Origin of the sequence: Janthinobacterium algoris, assembly GCF_051380935.1 — a bacterium.
Lineage (GTDB): Bacteria > Pseudomonadota > Gammaproteobacteria > Burkholderiales > Burkholderiaceae_D > Janthinobacterium.
The window spans coordinates 315,832-338,732 of record NZ_JBNYXZ010000003.1; the positions used below are offsets into that span (position 1 = coordinate 315,832).

20 protein-coding genes are annotated in these 22,901 nt (G+C 62.2%); 14 read left to right on the forward strand and 6 right to left on the reverse strand.

What is annotated here, in order from left to right; translation table 11 throughout:
- The 9 genes from ACQ4W7_RS06380 to ACQ4W7_RS06420 all read left to right on the forward strand — a co-directional run bounded on the left by ACQ4W7_RS06380 (position 1) and on the right by ACQ4W7_RS06420 (position 9,825).
- Entirely contained in the window at positions 1 to 1,605 is a 1,605-nt protein-coding gene (locus tag ACQ4W7_RS06380; protein ID WP_436529241.1) for a hypothetical protein, read from the forward strand.
- Positions 1,580 to 2,491 (forward strand): glycerophosphodiester phosphodiesterase, encoded by a 912-nt coding sequence (locus tag ACQ4W7_RS06385; protein WP_436529243.1) that lies wholly within the window; start codon positions 1,580 to 1,582, stop codon positions 2,489 to 2,491. Before ACQ4W7_RS06380 ends, ACQ4W7_RS06385 begins: the two co-directional genes overlap by 26 nt.
- 192 nt (positions 2,492 to 2,683) lie before the next feature.
- Complete coding sequence (locus ACQ4W7_RS06390; protein ID WP_436529245.1) at positions 2,684 to 3,709, forward strand: LacI family DNA-binding transcriptional regulator; 1,026 nt, start codon at positions 2,684 to 2,686, stop codon at positions 3,707 to 3,709.
- Positions 3,709 to 5,196, forward strand: coding sequence for a sugar ABC transporter ATP-binding protein (locus ACQ4W7_RS06395; protein WP_436529247.1), 1,488 nt, complete (start codon positions 3,709 to 3,711; stop codon positions 5,194 to 5,196). The genes ACQ4W7_RS06390 and ACQ4W7_RS06395 overlap by 1 nt, the downstream gene beginning before the upstream one ends.
- Complete coding sequence (locus tag ACQ4W7_RS06400) at positions 5,177 to 6,196, forward strand: ABC transporter permease (RefSeq protein WP_436529249.1); 1,020 nt, start codon at positions 5,177 to 5,179, stop codon at positions 6,194 to 6,196. Before ACQ4W7_RS06395 ends, ACQ4W7_RS06400 begins: the two co-directional genes overlap by 20 nt.
- Before the next feature lie 103 nt (positions 6,197 to 6,299).
- Positions 6,300 to 7,232, forward strand: a complete 933-nt coding sequence (locus ACQ4W7_RS06405; protein ID WP_436529393.1) for a substrate-binding domain-containing protein — start codon at positions 6,300 to 6,302, stop codon at positions 7,230 to 7,232.
- A gap of 46 nt (positions 7,233 to 7,278) precedes the next feature.
- Positions 7,279 to 8,331: a sugar phosphate isomerase/epimerase family protein gene (locus ACQ4W7_RS06410; RefSeq protein ID WP_436529251.1), complete on the forward strand. Its 1,053-nt coding sequence runs from the start codon at positions 7,279 to 7,281 to the stop codon at positions 8,329 to 8,331.
- Positions 8,332 to 8,340: 9 nt separating this feature from the next.
- Entirely contained in the window at positions 8,341 to 9,492 is a 1,152-nt protein-coding gene (locus tag ACQ4W7_RS06415; protein ID WP_436529253.1) for a Gfo/Idh/MocA family protein, read from the forward strand.
- Between the two features lie 9 nt (positions 9,493 to 9,501).
- Entirely contained in the window at positions 9,502 to 9,825 is a 324-nt protein-coding gene (locus ACQ4W7_RS06420; RefSeq protein ID WP_436529255.1) for a 2Fe-2S iron-sulfur cluster-binding protein, read from the forward strand.
- A 13-nt stretch (positions 9,826 to 9,838) separates the two neighbouring features.
- Here ACQ4W7_RS06420 and ACQ4W7_RS06425 read toward each other — a convergent pair whose 3' ends face one another.
- Positions 9,839 to 10,150, reverse strand: coding sequence for a hypothetical protein (locus tag ACQ4W7_RS06425; RefSeq protein ID WP_436529257.1), 312 nt, complete (start codon positions 10,148 to 10,150; stop codon positions 9,839 to 9,841).
- 102 nt (positions 10,151 to 10,252) lie between these two features.
- On the opposite strand from ACQ4W7_RS06425, the gene ACQ4W7_RS06430 reads away from it, so the two are divergent.
- Positions 10,253 to 10,522, forward strand: coding sequence for a MoaD/ThiS family protein (locus tag ACQ4W7_RS06430; protein ID WP_436529259.1), 270 nt, complete (start codon positions 10,253 to 10,255; stop codon positions 10,520 to 10,522).
- Between the two features lie 26 nt (positions 10,523 to 10,548).
- Positions 10,549 to 11,646, forward strand: coding sequence for a beta propeller repeat protein (locus ACQ4W7_RS06435; RefSeq protein ID WP_436529261.1), 1,098 nt, complete (start codon positions 10,549 to 10,551; stop codon positions 11,644 to 11,646).
- On the opposite strand, the gene ACQ4W7_RS06440 is transcribed toward ACQ4W7_RS06435, so the two are convergent.
- Entirely contained in the window at positions 11,619 to 12,242 is a 624-nt protein-coding gene (locus ACQ4W7_RS06440; RefSeq protein WP_436529263.1) for a TetR/AcrR family transcriptional regulator, read from the reverse strand. The genes ACQ4W7_RS06435 and ACQ4W7_RS06440 overlap by 28 nt on opposite strands.
- A 157-nt stretch (positions 12,243 to 12,399) precedes the next feature.
- Between ACQ4W7_RS06440 and ACQ4W7_RS06445 the strand changes: the two genes are divergently transcribed.
- Positions 12,400 to 13,455, forward strand: coding sequence for an MBL fold metallo-hydrolase (locus tag ACQ4W7_RS06445; protein WP_436529265.1), 1,056 nt, complete (start codon positions 12,400 to 12,402; stop codon positions 13,453 to 13,455).
- Between the two features lie 7 nt (positions 13,456 to 13,462).
- Here ACQ4W7_RS06445 and ACQ4W7_RS06450 read toward each other — a convergent pair whose 3' ends face one another.
- The gene (locus ACQ4W7_RS06450) at positions 13,463 to 13,783 is read right to left on the reverse strand and encodes a hypothetical protein (RefSeq protein ID WP_426073484.1); all 321 of its coding nucleotides are present in this window, start codon (positions 13,781 to 13,783) and stop codon (positions 13,463 to 13,465) included.
- Between the two features lie 439 nt (positions 13,784 to 14,222).
- Here ACQ4W7_RS06450 and ACQ4W7_RS06455 point away from each other — a divergent pair, with 439 nt between their 5' ends.
- Positions 14,223 to 15,236, forward strand: a complete 1,014-nt coding sequence (locus tag ACQ4W7_RS06455; RefSeq protein WP_426073483.1) for a substrate-binding domain-containing protein — start codon at positions 14,223 to 14,225, stop codon at positions 15,234 to 15,236.
- 49 nt (positions 15,237 to 15,285) lie between these two features.
- On the opposite strand, the gene ACQ4W7_RS06460 is transcribed toward ACQ4W7_RS06455, so the two are convergent.
- Together ACQ4W7_RS06460 and ACQ4W7_RS06465 are read right to left on the reverse strand one after the other, a co-directional pair.
- Positions 15,286 to 18,882, reverse strand: a complete 3,597-nt coding sequence (locus ACQ4W7_RS06460) for an indolepyruvate ferredoxin oxidoreductase family protein (protein WP_436529268.1) — start codon at positions 18,880 to 18,882, stop codon at positions 15,286 to 15,288.
- A 193-nt stretch (positions 18,883 to 19,075) separates the two neighbouring features.
- Positions 19,076 to 20,017: a LysR substrate-binding domain-containing protein gene (locus ACQ4W7_RS06465; protein ID WP_436529270.1), complete on the reverse strand. Its 942-nt coding sequence runs from the start codon at positions 20,015 to 20,017 to the stop codon at positions 19,076 to 19,078.
- Positions 20,018 to 20,190: 173 nt separating this feature from the next.
- On the opposite strand from ACQ4W7_RS06465, the gene ACQ4W7_RS06470 reads away from it, so the two are divergent.
- Complete coding sequence (locus tag ACQ4W7_RS06470) at positions 20,191 to 21,417, forward strand: HD-GYP domain-containing protein (RefSeq protein WP_436529272.1); 1,227 nt, start codon at positions 20,191 to 20,193, stop codon at positions 21,415 to 21,417.
- On the opposite strand, the gene ACQ4W7_RS06475 is transcribed toward ACQ4W7_RS06470, so the two are convergent.
- The gene (locus ACQ4W7_RS06475) at positions 21,414 to 22,460 is read right to left on the reverse strand and encodes a GGDEF domain-containing protein (protein WP_426073479.1); all 1,047 of its coding nucleotides are present in this window, start codon (positions 22,458 to 22,460) and stop codon (positions 21,414 to 21,416) included. The two genes, ACQ4W7_RS06470 and ACQ4W7_RS06475, sit on opposite strands and share 4 nt — an antisense overlap.
- Between the last annotated feature and the right edge of the window lie 441 nt (positions 22,461 to 22,901).

Here is a 22,901-nt window from a genome sequence, read left to right on the forward strand (position 1 = left end):
ATGGCCGCGAGTTTGCGCAGTCTGCAGATCCGGCAGACCTTGATCCTGATCGTCCTGACGATTATTTACCTGTGCTTCGAGCTGGGCTTCAATGCCCGCTTGCTCGACGTGGTGGGCGGCAACGTCAAGCCGGAAGACGTGGAAGGCGTGGAATTCTATGGCCGCAGCCTGTCCGGCATCGACGCCGCGTTGGTGGTGTTGCAGCTGATGTGGCGCCGCCGGCTGAAGAACAATGGCAGCGACCCTGGCTGGCTAAAAATCATCGTCTGCTGCGTGGTCACGGCCGGCGTTGTCTTCGGCGTGCTGAAAACCACGGTGAATGTGCTGGTCAACACGCGCGACGCGGAATTTCGGCGCCTGGCCTTCAACACCACTTTGCTGCAGCGTTCGCTGGTAGGCGGCAGCTTGCAACTGCAGGGCCTGGTCGACGATCCCACCCTGTTCGCCAAGCCGGAAGGCAAGTCTTTCCTGGCCCTGTTCCCCTTCCTGGCTGTGTCGGTGCGGCATCTTGACGAGCGCATGGGGCCGGCCAAGCAGCAGCTAGTGCGCGCCAACCTGCGCCAGGTGGCGGGCGGCCCGTCCGGCTATTATGATAAATATCAAGAAGCCATGCGCGAGCTGGCCGGCAAGTGGGAACTGTATGCGGGCATCATCCCCGATAGCGATGCCGGCTTGCGGGCCAAGCAGCAATCCTCGTGGCAGGAATACGTGAGCAGCCTGTCGCGGCGTGGCTGGCAGCCGCATTCGGTGCCGATGCGGCGCCAGGCGGCCGTCGTCAATAATGTGCGCAAGAAAGTGCCCGTGCCTGCCAACTGGCGTACTGATGACGAGCAGGGCTTCCGCGCCGCCGTCAAGCGCCGCTACACGGCCGAGGCGGCCAGCAAGGGCGTTACCGTGCGCGGTGAGCGCATTCCGCCGGGCTTGCCGTTTGCCGCCTTTGTCGCGCGCCCCGGCGTGCAGGCGGAATTGCGCGAAGCCTTGAAACTGCCGGCCAGCGCCACGGTGCAGGCATCGTATGCGAGTCCCGCCGAGTTCGGGCGCCTGTTCGAGCAGTTCCTGGATCGCCAGACGGCGGAAAAACTGGTGGAATACCGCGCCAGCCGCCCGGATTTTGAAGCGGGCGGCAGGTTCTTCCATGAAGGCAAGGAAGCGGCGCGCGCCGCCATCGTGCCACCCGTGGCCCTGTTTTTCTCGCTGCTGGGCGCAATCGGCCACTTTTCCAAATTGCTGTACTTGATCGCCACCGTCGTATTATTGCTGCTGGCCATGCGCCGTGGCGAGCAGGCGGGTGCCGATGGACAGCTGAGCCGTCGTTCAGCCTGGATCGCCACGGGCGTGCTGGCGACGGCCTTTGCGGGCACCTGGGGCATGCTGTCCATTCTCGACAACAACGTCACGCGCAGCGACTTGTTCCGGCAAATGCTGGACTGGACGCGCCAGGGCGAGCCCGACAGCACGCGCTGGAATCTCGCCGGCAAGGCCATCCTGGCCAATATCACGCACGTCGTGGCGGTGGGGCAGGGCTACAGCTACCCCGTCAACGAAGCGATCCGCATCCATGTTTTGCAGGGAATTCATTATGGCTATCATCCGGGACAACAATAAGGCGGCCGCACTGGCTTTGCTGCTCTGCATGACCACCACGTTTGTCCAGGCCGACTGCCTGGGCATGAAGGTGCATGCCCACCGCGGCGCCGGCAATGCGCCGGAAAACTCGCTGAGCGCGCTGCGCAACACGTATTTCGGCACCTGGGACGGCGTCGAGACGGATTTGCAGCTGCTGGGCGACGGCAGCTGGGTGGTGCACCACGATCTGTTGACGGGGAGAGTCGTCGACACGGGATCGCCCCGCACCGTGAAACAACTGACGGCCGACGACTGGCGCGCCGCCAGCATGAAGAACCGCGGCGCGCTGACGGCGGAAACGCCGCCGTTCGTGAGCGATATTGCCGACCTGGCGACGGCGTTCCCGAATAAAACCCTGAATGCGGAAATCAAGGATGTCGTTTCGTCGTGCGCGCCCATCGCAACTTTGGTGGGGCAGTTGCGTGCGAACATCAAGCATGGCAACTGGTTCTTGACCTCGGGCGTGCCGAATAACCTGGCTTGCGCGCGCCGCGCCGATCCGCAAGGCTACCTGGGCCTGCTCGTGTTTGACGCGCGCAATGCGCAGGCGGCCGGCGCGAACCGGGTCAGCCGCTATATCGCAAAAAATGCCCGTCCGCCCAAGCTCGACAAGCCGTGGCTGCGGCGCGTGCAGCAGCAGATCGGCTTGCCCGCCGGCGTGCACGTGGATGCGCGCAGCCTGGATGCCAATCCGAATTTGCTGGGCGACGCTGCCAGCCTGAACATGCCCGTTTTCGTGTACGCCGTCGATGGCGACTCGGCCCTGGCCGCGTCCTTGCTGCGCGCCCAGCAGCGTAGCCACCGCTGGCCCAGCGGCGTCATTCTTGACGGCAATCCCGAAACGTTTTGCGCGATGATGAAATAAGTTATCCCTGATCTGCGACACGGTGGTTTTGCCGTGCAGCAGAGCGCCTTGCCGCCCCAGAAATAGCAGCGTCCAACGGCCCGCGCCGGGCCAGTTTTTGCACATCTTTTGCGCACCGCAGCATCGATAATGTTTGCATCGTGCGCGCGACAGGCCTATAAATGTAATCGATTACATTTATGTGACCCCCCCATGCCGCCAGCCGTTCCATCCTCTTTGCCCGCAGCAACCGTCTCCATCAGCGCCGTCGCCGCGCATGCGGGGGTGTCGGTGGCCACCGTCTCGCGCGTGATGAACGAGCAGGCCGGGGTGCGGGCGCCCACGCGCGACAAAGTGCTGGCGTCCGTGGCGGCGCTCGGCTACCGCATGAACCATCTGGCGCGCAGCCTGCGCACGGCCGAGAGCCGCATGCTGCTGACCATGGTGCCTGACGTGGGCAACCCGTTTTATGCGCAGATCGTGCGGGGCATCGACACGGTGGCGCGCGAACACGGCTACTTTGTGCTGCTGTGCGACACGGGTGCCGATGCGGGCCGCGAACGTTCCTACTTCGACTTGCTGCGCATGCACCGCGCCGACGGTGCCATCTGCCTGGACCCGGACACGGTGCAGCATGCCCTGTCGCATGAATCCGTCAGCCTGCCGTGGGTGGCTTGCTGCGAATTCGATCCCGCCGTGGCCGTGCCCTATGTCGGCATCGACAACCACCGCGCCGCGTCCGACGCCGTCGCGCATCTGCTGTCGCGCGGCCACACGCGTATCGGCCTGATCAATTCGGATGAACGTTACCTGTATGCGCGGCAACGCCAGCAAGGCTATCTGGACACCCTCGCGGCCGCCGGCTTGCCAGTGCGGCCGCAGTGGGTGCACACGGTGCAAAGCCTAGCTTACGAAGCGGGCACCGCCGCCACCCTGCAGATGATGGCCCAGCCCGATGCGCCCACGGCCATCTTTGCCGTCTCCGACACCCTGGCTATCGGCGTGCTGAGCGCGCTGCGCCAATTGAAAAAACGCGTGCCGGAAGACGTGGCCGTCATCGGCTTCGACGATATCGCCATCGCCGCGCAGATAGCTCCCGGTCTCACCACCATCGCGCAGCCGATGCGCGAGCTGGGCGAGACAGCGGCGCGCTTGCTGCTGCAGCGGCTGGCCAACCCGGCGGCCAGCGTGCCTGGCGTGCTGCTGCAACACCGGTTAATTTTGCGAGGGAGTGCATAGTGAGCGTTGCCGTCGGTTTCGAGGGGGTTTGCAAGGATTTCGGCCCCGTGCGCGTCTTGCATGGCGTCAGTTTCAGCCTGGCACCCGGGCGCGTGTATGGCTTGCTTGGCGAAAACGGCGCCGGCAAGTCGACCCTGATGAAAATCCTCGCCGGCTACGAGAGCGTGAGCGAAGGGCAATTGCTGATCGATGGCCAGCCCCGGCATTTCACCAGTTCGCGCGCGGCGGAGCTTGCTGGCATCGTGTTGATCCACCAGGAATTCAACCTGGCCGAGCACTTGACGGTGGCGCAGAACATGTTCCTGGGCCACGAAAAGACGCGCGGCTGGCTGCTCGACGAAGCCGCCATGCGTGAAGAAGCGTCGCGCTATTTGAAACAAGTGGGCCTGGATGTGTCGCCCGACACGAAAATCCGCGACCTGATTGTGGCGGAAAAGCAATTGGTGGAAATCGCCAAGGCCTTGTCGCGCCGCGCCCGCTTCCTGATCATGGACGAACCGACCGCCACCCTGACGTCGTCGGAAACCCAGCGCCTGTTCGCCGTGATGGCGCAGTTGAAGGCGGACGGCGTCACCATTCTGTATATCTCGCACAAGCTTGACGAAGTCGAGCGCAACACGGACGAAGTCATCGTCATGCGCGACGGGCGTTTTGTCACGCGTGAGCCGACGGCCAGCCTCACGCGCCAGCAAATGGCGAATCTGATGGTGGGACGTGAACTGTCCGACATGTTCCCCTCGAAAGTGCCACTGGCGCCGGATGCCCCGATCCTGCTGAAGGTCGATGACTTGAGCGTGCCAGGCTGGTCGAAAGACCTGTCCTTTGAAGTGCGGGCCGGCGAAGTGCTGGGCTTTGCGGGACTGGTGGGCGCGGGGCGCACGGAATCATTCGAAGCGCTGTTGGGCTTGCGTCCGCGCTGCGCTGGCACGATCGAGCTCAATGGCCAGCCGGTGGACATCCGTACCCCCAAGCAGGCGATGCAGCACGGCATGGCCTACCTGAGCGAAGACCGCAAGGGCAAGGGCTTGCACGTGAACCTGGGTTTACGGGAAAACCTCACCATGATGACGATGGAGCGCTATGCGCGGCCGTGGCTTGATGTTGCCGGGGAAAAAGTGGCGCTGGCCAAGGCGGTTGAGGATTTCAATATCCGCACGGGCGACCTTGACAGCCGCGCGCGCATGCTGTCCGGCGGCAACCAGCAAAAGCTGGCGCTGGCGAAATACCTGCATTCGGACCCGCGTGTCGTCGTGCTCGATGAACCGAGCCGTGGCGTGGACGTGGGCGCCAAGCGTGACATTTACTTTTTGATCCACCGCCTGGCCGCCGAAGGGCGCGCCGTGATCGTGATCTCATCCGAATTGATCGAATTGATTGGCCTGTGCCACCGCGTGGCGGTGATGCGCGCCGGCACCTTGCAAGCCACCCTGGCTGCTGACCACCTGACTGAAGAGGAGTTGATTGCTCATGCAACCGGCACGCACTGACACCACCGTATCCCCGATTGGCGCCGCCGTTGCCAGCTTCGGCGCGCGCATCAAGGGCTTTGGCCCCGTGCTGGGCCTGCTGGCCCTGTGCATCGCGGGCACCTTGCTGAATGGCGATTTCGCCACCCTGGATAACCTGATGAACGTGCTCACGCGCACGGCCTTCATCGGCATCATCGCCGTGGGCATGACCTTCGTGATTATCTCGGGCGGCATCGACCTGTCCGTCGGCTCCATGGCGGCCCTGATCGCCGGCTGCATGATTTACTTCATGAATGCGCTGGCGCTAGGCGCGGGGGGGAGCTTGGCACCGATCACCATGCTGGTGCTGGGCATCGCCATGGCGCTGGTTCTGGGCGCCGGTTTTGGCCTGATGCACGGCCTGTTGATCAGCAAGGGCAATATCGAGCCGTTCATCGTGACGCTGGGCACCCTCGGCATCTTCCGCGCCGTGCTGACCTACCTGGCCGATGGCGGCGCGCTGACCTTGGACGCCACCCTGTCCGAGCTGTACAGCCCCGTCTACTATACGAGCGTGCTGGGCGCGCCGATCCCGATCTGGATTTTCCTGTTCGTCGCGGCGGCCGGCGCCATTATCCTGAACCGCACCACCTTTGGCCGCCATGTGCAGGCGATTGGTTCCAACGAGCAAGTGGCGCGCTATGCGGCCATCAACGTCGATAGGGTCAAAATCGCCACCTACATGCTGTTGGGTGTCTGTGTGGGCATCGCCACCGTGCTGTACGTGCCGCGCCTGGGCTCGGCCACGCCGACCACGGGCTTGCTGTGGGAACTGGAAGCGATTGCCGCTGTCGTCGTGGGCGGCACGGCCCTGAAAGGCGGGGAGGGGCGCATCGTCGGTACTGTCATTGGCGCCATCCTGTTGTCCGTGATCAGCAATATCCTGAATTTGACCAGCATCATCAGTGTCTACCTGAATGCCGCAGTGCAAGGCGTGGTGATCATCGCCGTCGCCTTCCTGCAGCGAGGCCGCAAATAAAAACACAGCGGCGTTCTGAAAGGGCAGCCAACGGGCGCCCACAACCTTGGAGGAGAGCAGCATGAAGAGCTTTATACGGGTAGCAGGGATGGCAGTACTGGTGATGCAGGCGTGGGCGCTGCCGAGTGCGCAGGCCGCCGCGAATGTGGAAAATAAGCTGGTCGTCGGCGTGGCGATTCCCACGGCCACGCACAGCTTTACCTCGGGCATCGTGTGGTGGGCGAACCAAGCCAAGGCGGAGCTGGAAAAGGCCCATCCGGGCCTGAAGATCATCGTCAAGACGGCCGCCACGGCGCCCGAGCAGGCGAACCAGTTGCAGGATATGTTAACGGTGAACAAGATCAACACCCTGGTCATCTTCCCCATCGAGTCGGCGTCCCTGACGCAGCCCGTGGCGCAAGTCAAAAACAAGGGCGTGTATGTGACGGTGGTCGACCGTGGCTTGACGAACACGCAGTCGCAAGATGCGTATATCGCGGGCGACAACACGGCCTTCGGCAAGCTGCCGGCCGAATACTTGGCGAAAAGCTTGAATGGCAAGGGTAATATCGTCGTCCTGCGCGGCATGCCGACCACCCTCGACAACGAGCGCTACGATGCGTTTTCTGCCGTGATGAAGGGCCATCCCGAGATCAAGGTGCTCGATGCCAAGTATGGCAACTGGAACCGCGACGATGCCTTCAAGGTCATGCAGGATTACCTGACCCGCTTCAAGCATATCGACGCCGTCTGGGCCGCCGATGACGACATGGCCATCGGTGTGCAAAAAGCCATCGTGCAAGCCAAGCGCACGGACATCAAGCAAGTGTTCGGCGGCGCGGGTGCGAAGGGCGCCGTGAAGAAGATCATGGACGGCTCCGACCCGCTGATCGTGGCCGACGTGTCGTACTCGCCCAAGTTCATGTACGACGCCATCAAGCTGACGACGGAAGCGCGCCTGAAAGGTGATAAATTGCCGGCCAATATCATCATTCCGTCGGTGCTGATCACGCGCGAGAATGCCAAGCAGTTCTACTTTCCGAACTCGCCTTTTTAACTGACACTCCCCCAGGGCCAGCGTCCCGGGGGCTAAAGGATTCCGCATGAAAACCATCCAGGGCCCGGCCATTTTCCTGGCCCAGTTTCTCGGCGATGCGCCGCCGTTCGACTCGCTCGAACACTTGGCGCAATGGGCGGCCGGCCTGGGCTACAAGGGCTTGCAGTTGCCCACGGCGCCGCGCTTGTTTGATCTGGAACAAGCGGCCAACAGCCAGCAGTACTGCGACGACGTCAAGGTGCTCCTGGCGCGCCATGGCTTGCAGGTGACGGAATTGTCCACGCATTTGCAGGGCCAGCTGATCGCTGTGCATCCTGCCTATGATGCGCTGTTCGACGGTTTTGCGCCTGAGCACGTGCGTGGCAATTCTACCGCCCGCACGGCCTGGGCCACGCAGCAATTGCTGTGGGCGGCCACCGCCTCGCAGCGCCTGGGTTTGCAGGCGCACGTGACATTTTCCGGCGCGCTGGCCTGGCCCTACTTGTATCCGTGGCCGCAGCGCCCCGCCGGCCTGGTGGAAACCGCATTTGCCGAGCTGGCCAAGCGCTGGCTGCCCATCCTCGATGCATTCGATGCGGCCGGCGTGGACCTCTGTTATGAACTGCATCCGGGCGAGGATTTGCACGATGGCGTGACCTTCGAGCGCTTCCTGGCCGCCGTCAATGATCACCCACGCGCATCGATTTTGTACGACCCCAGCCACTTCGTGCTGCAGCAGCTCGATTACTTGGCTTTCATCGACATCTATCATGCGCGCATCAAGGCTTTCCATGTGAAGGATGCGGAATTCCGTCCCAACGGGCGCCAGGGCGTGTATGGCGGCTATGGCGATTGGCAAGACCGGGCCGGGCGCTTCCGTTCGCTGGGTGATGGGCAAATCGATTTCAAGGCGATTTTCTCGAAAATGGCGCAATACGATTTCCCGGGCTGGGCCGTGCTGGAGTGGGAGTGCTGTTTGAAACATCCCGAGGATGGGGCGGCCGAAGGGGCGCGTTTCATCCGCGAGCACATCATCCATGTGGCCGAACATGCGTTCGATGATTTCGCGGGCAGTGCGGTTGACCAGGATCAAATTCATCACTTGCTTGGCTTGACATAAGGAGACGACATGCAGCGACGCTTACGGTTGGGCATGGTAGGGGGCGGGCAGGGTGCGTTCATCGGCGCCGTGCACCGCATCGCGGCGCGCATCGATGACCAGTACGAGCTGGTGGCGGGCGCCCTGTCTTCCGACCCGGAGCGTGCGCGAGAGAGCGGCGCCGCGCTGCACCTGGCGCCCGAACGCAGCTATTGCGATTACCGTGCCATGGCACAAGCGGAGGCTGCGCGCCCGGACGGCATCGAAGCGGTGGCCATCGTCACGCCCAACCATTTACACGCGCCCGTCGCCACGGCCTTTCTGGAAGCGGGCATCCACGTAATTTGCGACAAGCCGCTGGGCATTTCGCTGGCGGAAGGCCAAGCCTTGGCGGCGCTGGCGCAACGTCAGAACCTGCTGTTTGCGCTTACGCATACCTACAGCGGCTATCCGCTGCTGCGCCATGCGAAAGCCATGGTCGAGGCGGGCGAGATCGGCGAGCTGCGCCTCGTGCAAGTCGAGTATTCGCAAGATTGGCTGGCCGAGGCGATTGCGGTAGGCGGGTTGAAGCAGGGTAACTGGCATAACGACCCGCACAAGGCCGGTCCCGGCGGCACCCTGCTCGACGTGGGCTTGCACGCCTATCACCTGGCGCAATTCGTCAGCGGCTTCACGCCGCAATCCGTGCTGGCGGAATTGTCGACCTTTGTTCCGAACCGCACGCTGGACGACCACGTGCAGGTAATGTTGCGCTATGCGAATGGCGCCAAGGGCACGCTGTGGGCCAGTCAGGTGGCGACCGGTTGCGAAAACACGGTGCGCCTGCGCTTGTTTGGCAGCAAGGCACAGCTGGACTTTGACCAGGAACAGCCGAACGAACTATGGGTTACGCCGCAGGGCGGCAACCGCCAGCTGCTGCGCCCGGGCCGTGTCGACAGTGCGGCCGCGCGCCATGCCACGCGCGTGCCGGCCGGCCACCCGGAAGGCTACCTGGAAGCGTTCGCCCAGCTGTACCTGGATGCAGCCCTGGCCATCCGCGCTCTGCAAGCGGGCTTGCCCGTGCCCGAGGCGGCGCGCTGGCTGCCGACGGTGGCCGATGGCGTGGCGGGCCTGGCCTTTGCGGAAGCCGTGCTGCGCAGCCAAGCTGCGGGTGCCAGCTGGAGCACGCTGGCGGACTGTTAAACTGGGCGCATGAGCGCGCCCTTTACCACCACCTTTACCATCGCCACCTTTACTATCACTATCCTCCCGCAAGGCTGGCAATTCACGGCCGAGGCCGGCACTACTGTGCTGGCCGCCGCCGAGCTGGCCGGCATTCGCCTGCTCAGTTCCTGCCGCAACGGCACCTGTCGTACCTGCCTGTGCCACATGCCCGAAGGAAAGATACGCTACACGGTGGACTGGCCCGGCATCAGCCCCGATGAACGGCTCGACGGCTACATCCTGCCCTGCGTGGCTGTGGCCGAAAGCGATCTTACCGTGCAGGCGCGCGCCGTGCGTACGGGTACCTACTGACGTACCTACTGACTCACGACGGCTTGCCGCCCTTAAGCCGCTGCAGCAGCGCGTCCACGCTGTCGCTCACGGGCAAGCCGTGGCGGCGCAGCAGTTGCACGTGCAGCACCAGGTTTTCCAGCACCAGCTTGGCGGCCACGGCCAGCAGCGCCAGGTTGCGGTCTTCCGGGCTGAAATTTTCCATCGCATCGGCCATCTCGCACAGGTGATTGGCGATCAGCCCGCGCAATTCCTGCTCGTCGAAGGGCAGGTCGGCAAAATCGATGGGATCGGCCACTTCCACTTCCTGCATCAGCACCGCTAGTTCTTCCGGGGTAATCGTCATGCCTGGCCTCCTTGTGTGCTTGCCGCTATTTTAGCGGTAACGCCATTGTATCGTCGGCAAAGCGGACTAGAATGAGTCCAGGCCGACGACGTCAAAGGCAGCATGGCGCACTTGCATTTTACCCAACAACTGGCACGTTTCATGGACGTCCCCACCATGGACGTGGCTGCGCCGCGCCTGCGCGCCGCCCTCGATGCCGCGTTTGCGCAACAGCCGCGCCTGCGCGGTTACGTGCTCGACGAGCAGGGGGCCTTGCGTCCGAATGTGGTGATCTTCATCGATGGGGCGCGCTGCCGCGAACGGCGCGTGCTCGACGACGCCTTGCGGCCCGACAGTCAGGTGTATATCTTGCAGGCACTTTCCGGAGGTTAATCATGGGGCAAGGCATGGAACGAGGCATGGAACAACGCGCGTATCTCGGCACCCGCAAGGGCTTGTTCCAGTTCGATGTCGACGCGGCTGGCGTCTGGCAGCTGGCGCTGGTGCAGTTTGCCGGCGATCCCGTCTCCATGCTGCTGCACGATAGCCGCGACGGCACCCTGTACGCGGCCCTGAACCTGGGCCACTTCGGCGCCAAGCTGCATCGCCTGGACAGGGGCAGATCCACATGGCAAGAAGTCGCCGTGCCCGCCTATCCCGCCAAGCCGGAGGACAGCGCCGATACCGTGAACTGGACCTTGCAGCAGGTCTGGTCGCTGGCGGCTGGCGGCGCGGACCAGCCCGGCGTCTTGTGGGCGGGGACCCTGCCTGGTGGCCTGTTCCGCTCCAGCGACCGCGGCGACAGCTGGCAACTGGTGGAGTCTTTGTGGAACGTGCCGCAGCGGGCGCAGTGGTTTGGCGGCGGCTACGACGTGCCCGGCATCCACAGCATTTGCGTCGATCCGCGCGACAGCCGCAAGGTGCTGGTCGGCATTTCCTGCGGCGGCGTCTGGCAAACCCTGGACGGTGGCACCAGTTGGGCCTTGAGCGCGACGGGCATGCGGGCCGATTACATGCCGCCCGAGCTCGATGAAAACGAAGCCGTGCAAGATCCGCACCGCATCGTGCGCAGCGCCGGCACGCCCGAGGCGCTGTGGTGCCAGCACCATAACGGCATCTGGCGCTCGCACGATGCGGGTTGGCATTGGCAGGAAGTGAGCACGGCGCCGCTGTCGCATTTCGGCTTTGCCGTGGCCGTGCATCCGCGTGATGGCGACACGGCCTGGTTCGTGCCGGCGCAGGCGGACGTGCTGCGCATTCCGCATGACGGCGCGCTGGCCGTCACGCGCACGCGCGACGGCGGCAAAACTTTCGACGTCTTGCGCGCGGGATTGCCGCAGCAGTATTGCTACGACCTGGTGTACCGCCACGGGCTGGCGCTGGCCGACGACGGGCGCAGCCTGCTGATGGCCTCGACCACGGGCGGCGCCTGGTATTCCGGCGATGAGGGCGAGCATTGGCAGACGCTGTCTGCCCATTTGCCGCCCGTTTATGCGGTCTGTTTTGCCACGCCGTAGTAGCACAGGAAGATATCGACGGCCAGTTCCGTCACTTCGCGTTTGCGTGCCGGGCCCAGCAGAGGCTCACCCAGGGTGATCTGCGGCCAGAAGGCAAAGGTCTTCAGTGGCGACATCAGCAGGTGCGCCACTTCCAGTGTCTCGCCCGCCTTGATGCGCCCGTCTTGCTGCGCCGCACGGATCCAGATATTCAAGCCCGTTTCCTTTTCATTCAAGCGCGCCACCATGGCTTGCGCCCGCTCGGGCGAGTGGATGGTTTCGCCAAAGATCACGCGCGCCAAGTCGATGAATGCTGCGTCGCATAGCAAGGCCATTTTCTGCTCGACCAAGGCTAGCACCTGCGGGCGCAGCGGCTGGTCGGCAACATAAGGCACGGCAGGCTGGGCCATGCTGCTTTCCCACATGCGCTGCAGGATTTCCGCGAACAACTCGTCCTTGCTGGGGAAGTGGTTGTACACGGTGCGCTTGGAAACGGCGGCCGTGGCGGCGATCTTGTCCATGCTTGTCGCGTCAAAACCGTGCTCGCGAAACTCGGCGATGGCGGCATCGACGATGGCGACGCGCTTGCGGTCGGTGAGGCGTTGCGGTGCGGCCATGGCGGGAAATCTCCTTTGAAAACAATATTTTACACCTCTTGGTTTACTTTGCTAGAAATAGGAACTACACTGTGTAGTGTAATTTAATCCTTGTTAATTCTTTACCGGGCCGCATATGCACTTGCACCGCATCTTATTCTTGGGAGTCCTGATCATCATGAGTTCTTGCACCTTGCGCGCCGCACCTGCCGCGCCCGCTTCTTCCTCAACCTTGTCACCACAACGCCATGAAGGCAAGTTTCGCAATCCCGTGCAGATGCATAAACTGGGCACGGCTGCAACGCTCAAGCTGATGTGGAAATTTTTCTTTGATAAGCCCGACAGCACGGTGCCCGCTGCAGCCGTACCCGTGCAAGCCTTGAGCCAGGCGCAGTTGCTGGCCGCACCCGACAACAGCCTGTTTCGCCTCGGCCACTCGACCCTGCTATTCAAACTCAACAACGAGTTCTTCCTCACCGACCCCGTGTTTTCCGAGCGCGCCTCGCCGGTGCAGTGGGCGGGACCGAAGCGTTTCCACCAGCCGCCCATCAGCATCGCCGATCTGCCGCCGATCAAGGCCGTGATCCTGTCGCACGACCATTACGATCACCTCGACCATGCTGCCGTGCTGCAACTGGCCGCCAAGACCGAGCACTTCGTCACGCCGCTGGGCGTGGGCGATACCCTGATTCAATGGGGCGTGCCAGCGGCCAAGGTGCAGCAGTTCGACTGGTGGCAGGGCACGACAATTTCCGGCGTGAAACTGGTGGCGACACCATCACAACATTTCTCGGGACGCGGCTTATTTGATGGCAATCAAACCCTGTGGGCGTCGTGGGTCATCGACGCGCCGGACGTGCGCGTGTTTTTTAGCGGCGACTCCGGCTATTTCGGCGGTTTCAAGCAGATCGGCGACAAGTACGGGCCGTTTGACGTGACCATGATCGAAACGGGCGCGTATGACAAGCTCTGGCCGGACGTGCACATGCAGCCGGAGGAAACCCTGCAAGCCCACCTGGACTTGCGCGGCAAGTGGCTGATGCCCGTGCATAACGGCACCTTTGACCTGGGCTTACATGCCTGGCATGAACCGTTCGACCGCATCACGGGGCTGGCAGCGAAGCAGGGCGTGAACCTGGCCACGCCGCAGATGGGCGAGGCGGTCGACCTGACGCAGCCGCAGAAGGGTGACAAGTGGTGGCTGGCGATGCTGGAAGAGGAAATGGCGAAGTAAGCTTGCTTTACGCCGTCACGTCGATCAGGCGGCCCAGGGTCTGGCCATAGCTGTTCAGCTGGGGCGTGCTTTTCGCCGTCGCGGGGGCTGCTTGCTGTGGCACGGCCACCTTGATCGCCTGGTCCAGCCGCGGCGCCTTGATGGCGGCCGGGGCTTGCTGGCTGCTGCGCTGCGTCTGGCTCAGCGATTCCTGTTCCCGCGCCAGCGACTGGCGGCTTTGCGCCAGCTGTTCACTGTCGCGTCGTACCTGGTTCTGGCCTTGTTCGACGCGCTGTTGCGCCGTGGCCAGCGAGGCTTGCAGATTGTTGACGGACGTTAGCGTGACCACATTGTTCACCTTTGAAAGTATGCCCAGGCGTGCGCAGGAGAGGAAAAGTCAGGCCGGGGGGGGGGCGCAACATGTCTGCAGGTAATCTTTACCTGAATCAAGAGTAGGACAAATTCTCGCATAGTTCCAGCTAATTATGCTTTCTTGATAATTTTGTTCTGCGCGCCTGATGTTGCAAACCCGGCACGCCGAAGCTGGCACCCTACTTGGTAAAGTGAGTACCCGCTGTCGCTTGCAGCCATTCTTAGTCAGCCATAGCCGCTGCCATGCTGTGGACGAAGCAGACATGGCCGTCTTTAAAAAGTACTTTCTAGAGTGTCAATATGTTGTTGTTTTTTTACCATTGCGGCGCACGGTAATGCGCGGCCTGCTTGGCGCTCTGGGCTATAATTGACGGTCAGAGTTGGTTTCTTTTGCCATACAGACAGGTAGTTAACAGATGAATCTCAAGAGCCTCGCAATTGCCCTCGGCATGTCGAAAACGACAGTCAGCAGGGCGTTGAACGGCTATCCGGAAGTCAATTCCCGCACCCGTGAAATCGTCCTGGCCGCCGCCAAGAAAGTCGGCTACCGGCCCAACCCACTGGCGCGCAGCCTGGCCGTCGGCCGCACCAATGTGCTGGGCATGATCTATCCCCTGCTGCCCAGTGACCTGGGCGACAGTGTCTTTCTTTCCGTGGTGAATGGCATGTCCGACGCCGTCGAAGCGTCGAAGATGAGCCTCATCATCGCCCCCGTGTCGCCGCAGAACGAACAGCCCTCGTATGAAACCATGGTGCGCGGGCGCCAGGTCGATGGCCTGGTGGTAGGCCGTACCAAGGTGGTCGATGAGCGCATCGCCTACCTGACGAAGGTGGGCTTTCCTTTTGTTGCAAATGGCCGTACGCGCATCGATGCGCCCTACGCGTATTTTGACTACGACAACGACACGGGCATCGACCTGGCCGTGTCTTTCCTGGCAGCACACGGCCACCAGCGCATCGCGCTGTTGAGCGCGCCGCTGGATTTGCATTTCGCCTTTGAGCGTAAGGAAAGCTTTATCCGCTGCATGGCGCAGGCGGGCTTGCCGCTGGATTCCCGCTATCTGCTCGACAATACCTTCGACCGCCGCAGCGGCTACCAGGCCATGCAGCAATTGCTGGCCTGCTCGCCCCGTCCCACGGCCGTCATCGTCGATAATCACCTGTCCGGCGTGGGCGTGGTGCGCGCCCTGATGGATGCGGGCATCGAGATCGGCAAGGAGGTCTCCGTCATTGTCTGGGGCAATGTGGAAGACACCTTGATTGGCATCAACGTCACCACCATAGCCCAGCCCGACCTGCGCCGCGCTGGCGCCAAGATGGTCGAAATGCTGCAATCCCTGCTGGCCGGTACGCCGCCGGAACGGCTGCAGGAAATCTGGCAGCCCGTGCTGTTGCCGGGAGCGACGGTGGGGCGCTGCGCGGACGCATAAAAAAAACGCAGAGCCGAGGCTCTGCGTTTTTCATTGCCCTACCGGTTTGCTAGGCCGCGTGCTTGCTTCCATCCGCTAGCACCGCCAGCAATCTCGCCTTGTCCTTGCGGTAGGTGGCCACAGCGGCTTCCTTGACGTGGCCGAAGCCGCGGATTTTCTCGGGCAGCGATGCCAGTTCCACGCAGGTAGCCAGATTCTCTGCCGTCAGGTTGACCAGCAGGCCGGCCAGCAGTTCGCGGTAGTCGACGATCAGGGCGCGTTCCATCTTGCGCTCGGTCGTATAACCGAAGACGTCGAAGGTGCCGCCGCGCAAGCCCTTGGCTTTCGCCAATAGTTTGAAGGCGCGCCACATCCAGGAACCGAACTCCGCTTTCACGAGGTGCCCCTTCGCATCTTTCTTGGCGAACAGCGGCGGCGCCAGGTTGAATTTGACGGAGAAATTGCCTTCGAACTGCTGTTGCAACTGTTCCACAAAACGGCCATCCGTGTACAGGCGCGCCACTTCGTACTCGTCCTTGTAGGCCAGCAATTTGAAATAGCTCTTGGCCACGGCGGTCGACAGCTTCTGGCCCAGTCCCAGGGTATTCTCACGGTCGCGCACCTGGTTGACCAGGGTCAAATAACCGTGCGCATACGCGGCGTTCTGGTAGGCGGTGAGGAATTCCACGCGCTTCTTGATGACGCTATCGAGGCTTTGCGGCATTTGCACGATGATCGCTTGCGACGGCGTGGCGATTTGCGTGACTTTGCGCACATCGACGGCGGCGCGGCGGCCCCACAGGAAACTCTTCTTGTTCGACGCTATGCCCACGCCATTCAATTCGATGGCGCGCAGCAGCGCCGCTTCCGTCAACGGGATGCGGCCCTTTTGCCAGGCGTAACCGAGCATGAACAGGTTGGCGGCAATCGAGTCGCCCATCAGCGCGGTCGCCAGCTTGGTCGCGTCGATGAAGTCGGCCGCGTCGGCGCCGCCCACGGATTCTTCGATCAGCTGGCGCACTTCCGCCGTTGGATATTGCCAGTCGGCATTTTGCGCGAACGTGCCCGGCGGCTGCTCGTGCAGGTTGACGACGGCCAGGCTGCGGCCCGGACGCATTTTCGACACGGCATCCTGCGCGCCGGCCGTCAGCATGTCGCACCCTAGAATCAGGTCCGCTTCGCCCGTGGCGATGCGCTGCGCGCGGATATGCGCCGGCGACTTGGCGATTTTCACGTGCGACGTGACGGAACCGTTCTTTTGCGACATGCCTGTCATGTCCAGCACAGACGCGCCCTTGCCTTCCAGGTGGGCTGCCATGCCCATCAGCGCGCCGACGGTGATGACGCCCGTGCCGCCGATGCCATTAATCAGGATGTTGTAGGGCGCGTCGCAGGCGGGCAACTGGGGTTCCGGCAACGGGCCGAAGTTGTCCGTCTCGCCCGGCTTGCCGGCGCCCGTCTTGGTTTTCTTCAGGCTGCCGCCTTCGATGGTGACGAAGCTGGGGCAAAAGCCTTTGGCGCACGAGTAATCCTTGTTGCACGAGGATTGGTCGATGGTGCGCTTGCGGCCAAATTCCGTTTCCTTCGGCAAGATCGAGACGCAGTTCGACTGCACGCCGCAATCACCGCAGCCTTCGCAGACGGCGTCGTTGATGACCATGCGCTTGGCGATGTCCGGATACTCGCCTTTCTTGCGGCGCCGGCGTTTCTCGGCCGCGCAGGTCTGGTCGTAGATCAGCACGGACACGCCTTGCACTTCGCGCAATTCGCGCTGCACGGCATCCATGTCCTTGCGGTCGTGCAAGGTCAGGTGGGCGGGCAGGTTGCTGCGGTCGCTGTAGCGCGATAAATCTTCCGTGACCAGCGCGATGCGGGCGATGCCTTCGGCCGCCACCTGCTGCGCCATCATGGGCACGGTGATCAAGCCGTCCACGGGCTGGCCGCCCGTCATGGCGACGGCGTCGTTGTAGAGAATCTTGTAGGTAATGTTCACCTTGGCGGCCTGCGCGGCGCGGATGGCCAGGTAGCCGGAGTGGAAATACGTGCCGTCGCCCAGGTTCTGGAACACGTGCGGCAGTGTGGAAAACGCGGCTTGCCCGATCCACGGCGCGCCTTCGCCGCCCATGTGCGTGGTCAGCTTGTTCATTTCCGGGTAGATCGACGTGGCCATCACATGGCAGCCGATGCCGGCCAGCGCCAGGCTGCCGTCCGGCACCTTGGTCGAGGTATTGTGCGGGCAGCCGGAGCAGTAAAACGCGGGGCGGAACGGCGTGTTGACGGCTTTCTTCAATACCGCATCCTTGGCGTCGAGAAAACTCAGTCTCGCCTTGATCAGGTCGCAGGTGACGGGATCGGAAATCAGGCGGGCGATGCGGCTGGCGATGACGCGCGCCACTTGCGAGACGGAAAAATCCGCCTTGGAAGTGAGCAGCCATTCGCCGCGCGGCGCCACCCATTCGCCTTTTTCGTCGAACTTGCCGATGACTCTAGGGCGCACGTCGTCGCGCCAGTTGTACAACTGCTCCTTGAGCTGGTATTCAACGATTTGGCGCTTCTCTTCTACCACGAGAATTTCATCGAGACCTTGCGCAAACTCACGCACGCTGTCCGGTTCCAGCGGCCACGGCATGGCGACCTTGAACAGCCGCATGCCGACGTCGGCCGCCATCTGCTCGTCGATGCCCAGTTCTTCCAGCGCTTCGAGCACGTCCAGGTAGGATTTGCCGGACGCGATGATGCCCAGCTTGGCGTTCGGGCTGTCGATGGTGGTGTGGTTGAGCTTGTTTTCGCGCGCGTAGGCCAGAGCCGCATAGATCTTGTAGTCCTGCATCAGCGCTTCCTGGTTGCGCGCCTGCTGGCCCAGCGGAATGCTCGACAGGCGCGCGTTCAGGCCGCCTTCGGGCATGATGAAGTCTTGCGGAATCTTCACTTCCACGCGGAACGGGTCGGCATCGATGGAGGCCGACGATTCGACCGTGTCGGCCAGCGCCTTGAAAGCCACCGTGCAGCCGGAAAAGCGCGACATGGCCCAGCCGTGGATACCCAGGTCCAGGTATTCCTGCACATTGCAGGGGTACAAGACGGGGATCATCGAGGCGGAGAACAGATGGTCGGACTGGTGCGGCAGGGTCGAGGAATACGCGCCATGGTCATCGCCGGCCACCAGCAGCACGCCGCCCAATTTGGATGTGCCCGCATGGTTCATGTGCTTGAAGACATCGCCGCAGCGGTCCACGCCCGGGCCCTTGCCGTACCACATGGCGAACACGCCGTCGTACTTGGCCGGGCCGATCAAGTCCACCTGCTGCGAACCCCAGACGGCCGTGGCCGCCAAGTCTTCGTTGACGCCGGGCACGAATTGCACGTGGTGCGCTTCCAGCTGTTTCTTGGCTTTCCACAGGTTTTCATCGAGGCCGCCCAGGGGCGAACCGCGATAGCCGGAAATGAAGCCGGCCGTGTTGAGGCCAGCGGCCTGGTCACGCAGGCGCTGCATCATGGGCAGGCGTACGAGGGCCTGGATGCCGGACAGGAAGATGGCGCCGGAAGTGGCCGTATATTTGTCGTCGAGGCTGACGGTGGTCAAACGGGAAGGTTCAAGAGGTGTAGATGGCGCGGCACCGGCGTTTCTAGCGAACGCTGCGGAGCCGTTTTCCGTGGTCACGGACATGGCTGTCTCCAAAAGGGTGTTTCAGATAGCGGCTGTACAAGGTCGCGCCCGGTAAGGCGTGCGCTGTGCAGACGGGATGGCCGCATGTGGGCGGCACATAACTATTTTAAATTTAAAATAGTTAATGTGGTCAGTGTAGAACGACCGAGGGGAAGGGGCAAATACGCTTTGGCGATGGGGGTATAAGAAATACTTATGCCATGGGCGAGAGTACGTGTGCCCCCACCCAGCGCCCGCTGCCGCACAGCTCGGCGGCCACTTGCAGCACGAGGTTTTTCACGGCGTTGCCCGCATTCGTCAGGGGAATGTTCTTTGACGCGCACAGGGCCACCGTGCGCGACAGCACGGGGCTGTGGATGGCATAGCTGCGCATGGCGCCGCTGTCCAGTTCGGCCAGCAGGGGGGCGGCCGGCAAGATGGTGGCGCCCATGCCGGCCAGGATGGCCGATTTCAGGATGGCGATCGAGTTGATCTCGATCACGTTTGCCGTCTCCAGGCCCAGTTCGCGGGCGCGGCTGTCGATGCGCGGACGCACGCCATGTTGCAAGCCCGGCAGGATCAGGGTGGCGTTCAATGCCTGCGGGAATGACAGTGCCTGGCCCGGGGGGGCGAACGGCGAATCGCTGCGGCAGATGAAACGCATCTCTTCTTCCACCAGGGGGATACAGGCAAACGGCGTCAGCTGGCCATCGTCGAACAGCACGGCCAGGTTGATGCGGCCCGATTTGAGCTGTTCATTGAGGTTGCCCGTGATTTCTTCCGTCAGCTGCAGCGTGATTTCAGGATAGCGTTCGCGCACGGCCAGCAGCAAGGGCAGGGCCAGGGCGCCGGAGATGCTGTGCGGCAAACCCAGGGTGACATTGCCGGACGGCCGCGTGGCGCTTTGCGTGACGGCCGAGCGGGCGTCGGCCACCTGTTTCAGGATCGCTTGCGCGTGTTCGTAAAATACCTTGCCCGCGTCCGTGCTGAGCACGCCCTGGGCCGAGCGGTGCAGCAGCTGGACGCCCAGTTCTTCTTCCAGCTGGCGCAGCTGCTGCGTCAGGGCAGGCTGCGCCACATGCAGGGTCAGGGCCGCGCGCGACAGCGAGCCGTGGTCGACGATGGCAACAAAGTAGCGTAATTGGCGCAGTTCCATGGGTCCCAAAGCGGTGCATGCGCCATTGCCCGGCAAGGGTGCCGATAGCAGCGCGGTGAGCGGAAAAACAGGGTGTTGCGCCGCAGCGCCGAACGCGGCCAGCAGAATAACAATTTTGTTATACTCATTCTAGCGCCTTCGGTGCTCCAGACGCGTATTTGTGGGATGACAGCATGCTCAAGAAAGTTGATTCGTCTCAATTAAAAGTGGGCATGTACATTCATGACCTCAGCTGCGACTGGATGACGCACCCGTTCGTGCGCAACCGTTTCCTGTTGCGCAGCGACGATGAAATCCGCAAGATCGTGCAGGCCGGCATCCACGACGTGGTGATCGATAGCGGCAAGGGACTCGACGTGCAGGATGCGCCCACGGTGGCGCAGGCACGGGCTGCCACTGAACGCGAGCTGGTGCAGATCGCCACGCCGCCGCAGGTGGTCACGCGCGTCTCGCTGGGCATGGAACTGGCGCGCGCCACGCAGGTGCGGCGGCAGGCATCGAGCCTGGTGCGCACGGTGATGGCCGATGTACGCCTGGGCAAGGCCGTCGAGATCGACCGCGTGCAGCACACGGTGCAAGATATCACCGAATCGATCTTGCGCAACCCCGGTGCCCTGGTCGGCTTGTTGCGCATCAAGAACAAGGACGATTACACCTTCTTGCATTCTGTCAGCGTGTGCGCGCTGCTGGTGGCGTTTTGCCGTTCGCGGGGCATCGATGGGGCCACCACGCACCAGGCCGGCCTGGGCGGCTTGCTGCACGACACGGGCAAGGCGCTGGTGCCCGACAGCGTGCTGAACAAACCCGGTCCCCTGACGCCGGAAGAATTTGCCCTGATCAAGCGCCATCCGCGCGATGGCTACGACATTCTGTGCCAGTCGCCTGAGGTCGGCGCCATTCCCCTCGACATTGCCCTGCACCACCACGAACGGCGCGACGGCAGCGGCTACCCGGACCAGTTGGCCGGTGACGCCATCAGCGAGCTGGCGCAGATGGCTGCCATCGTCGACGTGTATGACGCGCTGACGTCCGACCGCAGCTATCACAAGGGCATTCCCGCCGCCGAAGCCTTGCGCAAGATTTATGAGTGGAGCAAATTCCATTTCAATCCCGTGTTTGCGCAAGATTTCATGCGCTGCGTGGGGATCTATCCGGTCGGCACCATGGTGATGCTGGAATCGGGCCGCCTGGCTGTCGTCATCGAGGCGCACGAGAGCAATCTGCTGGCGCCGAAGGTGAATGTATTTTTCAGTACAAAGAGCAATGCCTACATCAAGCCCGAGACAGTCGACCTGTCGCGCGGCTTTGGCTTCGGCGGTGCCGACAAGATCGTCGGCCATGAGTCGGCCGCCAAGTGGCAGGTTGATCCCATGCGCTTTCTTTCCCTTGCGGATGCCTAGAAGAACTCCGCCGTATCGTTCGAGGCGATGGTAGTTAACAGGCCCTTGGCGACCAGCTCGTCATAGTGGCAAGCCAGGTTGCGGCCATGGCTTTTCGCGTAGTACAGGGCCTGGTCGGCGCGACCGAGGATGATCACGGGCGCCTCGTAGGCGTTGATACTGACGAAGCCCACGCTGACGGTGACTCTGCCCACTTGCGGGAAGTTGTGCGCCTCGACATTGGTGCGGAAGCGGTCGATGATTTTCTGCGCATTTTCCAGGGTGATCGAGCGCAGCAGTACGACGAATTCCTCGCCGCCGAAGCGGAAGATGCGGTCTTGCGAGCGGAACGACGATTGCAGCTGGTTGGCGATCAGGATCAGTACTTCATCGCCGTACAGGTGGCCGAATTTATCGTTGACCAGCTTGAAATGATCGACGTCGATCACGGCCAGCCATTGCCGTTCCGTGTCCGTATGGTGGCGCCGCTCTTCATCGACGGAACGCGGCTTCTCCGCTTCCGATTCGCCGCGGCTTTGCAGGATTTTCGCCAACTGGTCGTCGAAGGTCTTGCGATTCAACAAGCCGGTGAGCGAATCACGTTCGCTGTAGTCGAGCAGATTCTGGAAATTGCGGTACACGCTGACGATGCCGCCGATCACCTGGATGGTGGCGCCCGTGTACGGCGTGGGGTTGGTGATTTCCAGGCAGGTGGTGACTTGGTCGCCGATCCAGATGGGCAGCCACAGCAGGTGGCGGCCGTCGGCGCACAAGGTATCGGCGCTCGCTTCATGGCGCGCGATGCAGGCGGCCAGCGCCGGATAGTCCGACAGCGGTTCGCCCGGCAGGGTAGGGTCGTTATGCTCTTCCATGCGGGCCACGCTGCCCGCCACGATGATGGCCCGCGACCGCACGAACACCTGGCCACGTACGGTGGTCAGTGCCAGCACACGGGTCTGCGACGCGGAAGCGAGTTCTTGCACTGCCGAGATCACGGAGATGTCGAGCATCGTGTGGTCGCGGTGCCCGGTCATGTCCACCATGTGTTTCAGTAGGGAATCCATTGTCGATCTCTGGAAAGTAGTCACACAAGATTCTTCATACCAACATTGCGTCAAGCAATTCGCGTCCGTCTACAAGAAGCCAAGATTTATTTGGTGGCATGACGCTCTTTACCGCAGGGCGAGAGGCCTTTCCAAAGAAGAGCTAAGCAGGATAATGTCTTTTTGCCTAATAGGCAATTAACGTATGCAATATTTCATGTAAATACATGAGATTCATGCACTGCATTGCAAAAAACTTGCCTTGACGAAGGCTTTCAATCTTGATCGCAACATTTGTTTGCGTCAGCCGTCATATCAATAAGGTTTGATAATTTCCATGCGGAAACTTGTGGCGCGTCAATTTGCCAAAATGCGGACGCTTTATAGTCAATGCAATGGCGCAGAAATTTACGGAAGGAAACATATTAGCAGGTATGGGCAATGTTTCACACCCGATTGCGC